At 51.7% G+C, this 6,406-nt stretch carries 6 protein-coding genes; 1 reads left to right on the top strand and 5 read right to left on the bottom strand.

The annotated features are described in order from the left end of the window. The coding region (punR, locus tag BZG79_RS09995; protein WP_077774306.1) for a DNA-binding transcriptional activator PunR at window positions 1-826 on the top strand (826 nt) is incomplete at its 5' end. A 25-nt stretch (window positions 827-851) separates the two neighbouring features. On the opposite strand, the gene BZG79_RS09990 is transcribed toward punR, so the two are convergent. The 5 genes from BZG79_RS09990 to lpdA form a co-directional block, all read right to left on the bottom strand. Beyond that, a complete protein-coding gene (locus tag BZG79_RS09990) occupies window positions 852-1,472 on the bottom strand; it encodes a CDP-alcohol phosphatidyltransferase family protein (protein ID WP_077669928.1) in 621 nt (206 codons plus the stop codon). Then, window positions 1,465-2,136, bottom strand: a complete 672-nt coding sequence (locus BZG79_RS09985; RefSeq protein ID WP_077774304.1) for an ATP-binding cassette domain-containing protein — start codon at window positions 2,134-2,136, stop codon at window positions 1,465-1,467. The genes BZG79_RS09990 and BZG79_RS09985 overlap by 8 nt, the downstream gene beginning before the upstream one ends. After that, on the bottom strand, window positions 2,096-3,811 hold the full coding sequence (locus BZG79_RS09980; protein WP_077774303.1) for a thiamine ABC transporter permease: 1,716 nt from the start codon (window positions 3,809-3,811) through the stop codon (window positions 2,096-2,098). The genes BZG79_RS09985 and BZG79_RS09980 overlap by 41 nt, the downstream gene beginning before the upstream one ends. Window positions 3,812-3,822: 11 nt before the next feature. Continuing rightward, window positions 3,823-4,962 (bottom strand): ABC transporter substrate-binding protein, encoded by a 1,140-nt coding sequence (locus tag BZG79_RS09975; protein WP_077774302.1) that lies wholly within the window; start codon window positions 4,960-4,962, stop codon window positions 3,823-3,825. Window positions 4,963-4,978: 16 nt separating this feature from the next. Next, window positions 4,979-6,406 (bottom strand): dihydrolipoyl dehydrogenase (gene lpdA / locus BZG79_RS09970; protein WP_108743269.1); only part of this gene is annotated, 1,428 nt, incomplete at its 5' end.

The following is a 6,406-nucleotide window of genomic DNA, read 5'->3' as shown; positions in this document are numbered from 1 at the left end:
GCTCCATAAAGTACCCAGTGCGGTGAGCTATACAGTGCGGCAAATAGAGGACAAATTGGCGGTGGTACTGTTCGAACGTCTTCATCGCCAAGTAAAGCTGACGCCTGCTGGGGAATACTTTGTTGAACAATCACGCGAAATGCTGAAAGCGATGGCTAATATTCGTCAACAAACACAACGGGTTGCTAATGGATGGGCGCAAAGTGTCTCACTTGCACTCGACAATGTGGTGCGTGAAGACAGTGTCAACACACTCGTGCGCGACTTCTATGATGCGTTTCCTGATGTGGAACTGTTACTGACCATGGAAGTGTTCAATGGCGTATGGGATGCACTTGCCGATGATCGAGCAGATATCGCGATTGGTGCGACCGCCGCCGTCCCCGTCAGTGGTGCGTTTCGTTATCGAGAAATGGGCACCTTGCGTTGGCGGTTTGTTGTCAGTCCATCGCACCCACTCATGCAGTGCGAACAACCGCTAGACAACGATCAGCTCGCAGCGTATCCCGCCATTTGTTTAGAGGATACCTCGCGCCGTTTGCCGCGCCGTACCACTTGGCTATTGGACAACCAGCGTCGTCTAACGGTGCCGAATTGGCACAGTGCTATGCAATGTTTTAAGGCCGGTCTGGGCATTGGTGTGATGCCTTCTCACATGGCCGAAGAGGCTATCGCTCGAGGTGAGCTGGTGGAGCTAACGCTTGCGGATCCGCTTTTAAGCAGCCCATGTTGTATTGCTTGGCGTTCAGATAAAGAATCGCCACCGATAAGCTGGCTGCTCGATTATTTGGGTGATAAAGAGCAATTACAGCAGCAGTGGCTATAACGTGAGCGCGCATGAGATAGCGTTGCTAGCGTCCTTCAATGTCACGTAGCGTATGGTATCCAGCCCAGACGCGACTGGAAGCGGTGACCAAGCACGCGATGCCAAATACCCAAGCAATCCACGCCATGTAAGACGGGAAAAGACACATCAAGACAAAGCTGGCAATGGTCTCTGTGCCTTCGGTGATCCCCCCGATGTAATACAAGGATTTGTTTGCGTACACGGGGTTGTCGATTTGATGCTTGCTTGCCATTGTCGCAAAGGCTAAAAAGCTGGCCCCGGTGCCCATAAAACAAAAAAGTAAAAAGCTTGCCGCTATCGCATTATTGGCTGGGTCCGCGAGCGCAAAGCCCAACGGAATGGATGCGTAGAAAATAAAATCAAGTGTGATGTCCAAAAAGCCTCCCGCATCACTGAGGCCCTGCTCGCGCGCGATCGCACCGTCAAGGCCATCGAAAAGCCGATTAATCACAATAAAGCTAAGCGCAAGCCCATAGGCTTGAAGCGCCAGAGCGGGCAGCGCCAGTAAGCCAATAAAAAACCCGCTCAAGGTCACCGTGTCAGGTTTGGCTCCCCACCGACTGAGTTGGACCGCCGCTTGTTTCAATGGCCAGCGGATCACGGCAATCGCATAACGATCAAGCATTGGCTGGGTACTCCTGTGGTGTGAAGGGCGTTTCTGGGCTTGGCCAGTCTAGGCGATGATCAGGATGCGCAATATCTTCGCTATCGTGGGTCACAATCACCGCCGGGATTTGCCTTTGTTCAATTTGTCCAAACACAAAGGCGCGAAAATCACGGCGTAGCGGCTTATCAAGCTTACTGAACGGTTCATCCAACAAAATCGCATCGGGCTTAGCGAGTAACGCGCGTAGTACACTGATACGCGCACGTTGTCCTCCCGATAGTTGCGACGGTGCATAGTTAGCCAGTGCAGCGAGGTGGATTGCGTCGAGTGCTGCCAGGGTATGGTTGTATTTGTCTTTTTTATTCATCGATGAGGGCAGTGCAAAGGCCAAGTTCTGCCAGACGTTGAGATGCGGGAAGAGTAAATCATCTTGAAATAAAATCCCGATACGGCGCTGCTCCGGCGGTAAGTGATCAAAAGGCTCACCATTTAAGGTCAGTTGGCCGCTGTAATGTATTGGCGGTTGGATGTGTCCCGCCAATACGCTCAATAGACTGGATTTTCCGCAGCCACTCGGCCCCATCACGGTGAGGATCTCGCCAGGCGATACGCTGAAAGAGACATCGTGTAATAAACACTGATCAGGCGCGTTTATGCTGAGTTGATTGACACACAGCGTCATGATTATTTGCTCCTGGTTGCGTCGCAACCGATTGATGAGGTGTCAGTCGCCGTTGCATGACACGACTGAGAAACGTTGCCAGGACGAAAACCAGTAAGGGGATCAGCGCTTGCATCAGGCCGTATAGGCCGCTAATCCGTCGATCCAACCCACTGGATAAGCTCACTGCCTCGGTTGTTAGGGTATTGATCCGACCCGCCCCCAATAATTGCGTAGGAAGATATTGGGCTAAGCTCACACTGGCGCCCACTGCCCAGGCGAGAATAATCGCCGGTAACAGTAAGGGAAGTTTGATACGCAGCCAGGCTGCCATCGCACTGACGCCTAAACTGCGAGCCGTTTGGATAAGCCGTTGATCAAACTGTTGCCACGGGCCATCTAATGCTAAATAAACATAAGGAAAAGCAAAAAAGATATGCGCCCAAATAGTCGCGGGTACATGCCATTGTCCCGGTAGACTATACACAGCCACTTGGATCCCAAACAAAATAGACAGTTGAGGTACCAAAAGAGGAATGGCAATCACGGCTTTAGGCAGTGCTCCTTGACGAGGAGAAACCGCGCGCTCAAGGCAGCCCATGGCAAATATGACGGCGACTGTCGCACTGATCAACGCCAGTAAAACACTATTCCCAATTAACGCCCCAACGTAAGCAAGCTCTTGATTCCAAAAGCGCAGCCCATAACGGCTGGGGAGCCAATCGGGAAATGACCAGCGTAAGGCGAACGACCAAATGAACAAAGCCGGGATTACCAACAAGGGAACAATCACGACGGGCCACCAGAGGTGTCTCCCTGGTAACCAAGCACGACGTGTTCCTGTGAATTGCCAACGATTAAAGCGCTCACAAATCAACCATTCGAAAAATCGATAACCAATGAGTACCAAGGCACACAGTAAAAACAGGACCAAAGCCCCTGCCGACGCTCGGGGGAGTAATGAAAGATCAGGGTCGTTAAACCACTGCCAAACTAACACAGCAAAGGTTGGTGGCGTGTTTGGACCTAAAATCATCGCTACGTCGACGACCGAGAGGCTATAGGCAACCACGGCAAAAATAGGAAAACGCATTTTGGCGAACCAAAGTGGAAAAATCACTTTGATCCAGGTACTGGTGCGATCATAGCCGAGGCTGGCAGAGACCATCGTTAATCGATGCACATCAATTTGGCTTAGCACAGAAAGGCTCATTAAAAGCAAAAACGGCGTTTCTTTCAGGGTGAGGGCTAGGGTTAAGCCCAGCACATACGGATCCTGTATTAGTGACCAAGTCGGTGGCATGTCTCCGGTCAATGGGCTAGACAGGCGAAATAGCCACCCTGAAGGGGACAAAAACAATACCAGTCCAATAGCAAATGCAACATGGGGCAGGGCCAGTAAACCGTGTAAGCTACGCGCGATGCGTTGCCAAAAGGGCGTCTGCCACGTGGCTTGCAAAATAGCGAAGCTCAACATCACTGCCAATAAGCTACTTGCTAGCCCAGAGAGCAGTGTGAGCCAGAGTGAGTGAGATAAGCCTGGCCAGGCAATGAGTTCACGCCAACCCGAGAGACTGGCTTCAGCCAGCCCCAAAGCAGGTAAAAACGCAAATGCACTGGTTAACAGGCCTCCCAGCCCAGGAAGTAAGGGCAGGCAGCACACCGCCAGCGTGATGGCAAACAACAAACGTGCCATGACGGTCTCTTTTATTGTCCGTAACGTTTAAGCCAAGCGCTTTCGAGAGCGGTTTGCCAACTGGGATGCGGCTCTGGCTGGGACTGAAAACGGCGCGTTTTAGCGGTGTCAGGCAGTTTAACCACCGGTGGATCGCCCCAAATATCAGTCTGAGCTTTGCGCAATTGCGCCTTCTCACCCATCAAAAAGTTGATCGCTATCTTGGCGCCGGCTTTTGCATTGGCATTGTAGGGGATCGCCAGAAAATGGATATTAGATAAAGCCCCCTGCTCAAAAGCAAAGGCGCGTGCCGTTGGCGCTAACGTCCCTGAGGCGATGGCGGATTTTGCCGCATTGGGATTAAAAGCGATCCCGATTAACAGCGCACCGTCATCGACAAGCTGCATGGTGTGTGCGCTGCCTGAGGGAAATTGCTCCCCATTACGCCAAGCGACTGGGTGCAGTGCATCAAGGTAGCCCCATAGCGGTGCAGTTATGGTCTCAAAGTCTGCATCGTCGACGGGCTGATACAGCGCCTGTTGGTTGTTTGTCAGCTCAAGCAGTGCCGCTTTTAAAAAGCTGGTGCCATGAAATTCGGGCGGTTTCGGATAACTGATCCGACCGGGATTAGCTTTTGCGAGCTGTAACAATTCAGCAAAAGAGCTTGGAGGATTGGCGAGTGTTTTTTTATCGTGAATAAACACCAGTTGCCCGACCCCCCATGGTGCTTCCAAGCCTTTGGTGGGTTCAGTAAAGTCCTCTGTCACGGGCAAGGTTTTATCAACGATTTGCCAGTTAGGCAGCGCCTCGACAAAGGGGCCTTCAAGTAACCCGTTTTCCTTCATCGATTTAAAGTTCTCGCCATTAATCCAGACCATATCGACACTGCCGCCGGTATCTTTTCCCGCCGTTTTTTCAGCTAATAAACGATTCACTGTTTCTGCAATATCAGCCACTTTAACGTGTTTGAGGGTCACACCGTATTCACGTTTGAGTTCACCCCCAGCCCAACGAAGATAAGCATTGATTTGCTGATTGCCGCCCCAGGCATTGAAATATACGGTTTGCCCGTTGGCGTCTTGTTCGACTTGTGCCCAATCCTGCTCAGCGGGAGTGGCCAAGGCATAGCCACTGGTGATTGCGAGCGTTAGGGCCGCTATCCATTGTTTCATTGCGCTTCCTTATTGATTAGTGACGCATCCAGCGTTGATATTTTTCGACCCACTGTAGGAGTTTCTCCGGTGCATGCGCCTGTTTCCACATACCCGCCGTATATTTAACCGCTTCACTCATGGTGGGATAAGGGTGCACGGTGCCGAGTATTTTGTTCAGCCCCAAGCCATGGCGAATCGCTAAGGTGAACTCGGCCAATAAATCGCCGGCATGTTCTCCCACTATGGTCACTCCCAGTATGGTGTCTTTTCCCTTTGGTGTCAGCACTTTAATAAAGCCATGGTCATTGCCATCGGCGATGGCGCGATCCAGATCATCAATGCCGTAATAGGTCACTTCGACGTCTTGTTGGTTGGCTTTGGCTTCTTTTTCATTAAGCCCAACACGTGCAACTTCTGGAGACGTGTATGTTGCCGCTGGCATCACCGAGTAATCCGCTTTAAAACGCTTAAATTGGCCAAATAACGCATTGACCGCGGCATACCACGCTTGATGGGCACTGGCATGGGTCAACTGAAAGGGCCCTGCCACATCACCCACTGCATAGATATTGGGGTAATTAGTTTGTAAATAGTCATTGACCTGAATGGTGCCACGCTCGGTCACTGGAATATCGAGCTTTTCGAGACCAAAGCCTTTGGTGTTGGCGCTGCGTCCTAACGCGACCAGCACCGCATCAAATGTGACGGTTTTCTCACCGTCAGGGCCGTCGAGTAAGGCGATTTGCTCATTGCCACGTTGTTCAAATGCTTTGACCTTGTGCTGTGTTAAAACCGTGACGCCGTCACATTCTAAGGCCTGCTCAACCAAGTGGGCAGCGTCTTTATCTTCACGGCTGAGAAGTTGGTCGGCCATTTCAGCCAGCGTCACTTGGCTGCCTAAACACGCAAAACTTTGTGCCAGTTCTGCGCCAATGGGACCACCGCCTAACACCAACAACTGTGGTGGCAGTTCAGTCAGTGACCAAATCGTATCTGAGGTGTAATGTGTCACCTCAGCCAAACCGGGAATGGGCGGCAACAAGGGGCGTGCGCCTGTGGCTATCACGATGTTGCGTGTGGTGAGGCGTTCGCCGTTGACTTCAACTTCCCATGGCGAGACGATGTGTGCTTCGCCTTGCACGCACTCCACGCCGAGCTTGGTGTAACGCTCGACCGAATCATGGGGCTCAATGTGGGTAATCACCTGTTTTACCCGCGCCATCACTGCTGGAAAATCAACGACTGGCGCTTGGGTATGAATACCAAACGCCTTGGCCTTGCCGATTTCTCGCATTGTTTTCGCTGCGCGTATCAGCGCTTTAGAGGGAACACACCCGGTGTTTAGGCAATCACCTCCCATCGAATCTTTTTCAACTAGCGTGACTTTTGCTTTCACCACTGCAGCGATATAACTCGATACCAGTCCACCTGCGCCGGCACCAATTACCACCATATTGCGATC

The sequence above is a fragment of the Salinivibrio sp. MA427 genome, assembly GCF_001996115.1.
GTDB lineage: Bacteria > Pseudomonadota > Gammaproteobacteria > Enterobacterales > Vibrionaceae > Salinivibrio > Salinivibrio costicola.
This window is presented reverse-complemented; position numbering and strand designations above follow the sequence as displayed.

Bases quoted from the DNA above. Each gene is read 5' to 3' on its own strand.
- BZG79_RS09990 (WP_077669928.1), bottom strand. From the start codon at position 1,472: ATGCTTGATCGTTATGCGATTGCCGTGATCCGCTGGCCATTGAAACAA.
- BZG79_RS09985 (WP_077774304.1), bottom strand. From the start codon at position 2,136: ATGACGCTGTGTGTCAATCAACTCAGCATAAACGCGCCTGATCAGTGT.
- BZG79_RS09980 (WP_077774303.1), bottom strand. From the start codon at position 3,811: ATGGCACGTTTGTTGTTTGCCATCACGCTGGCGGTGTGCTGCCTGCCC.
- BZG79_RS09975 (WP_077774302.1), bottom strand. From the start codon at position 4,962: ATGAAACAATGGATAGCGGCCCTAACGCTCGCAATCACCAGTGGCTAT.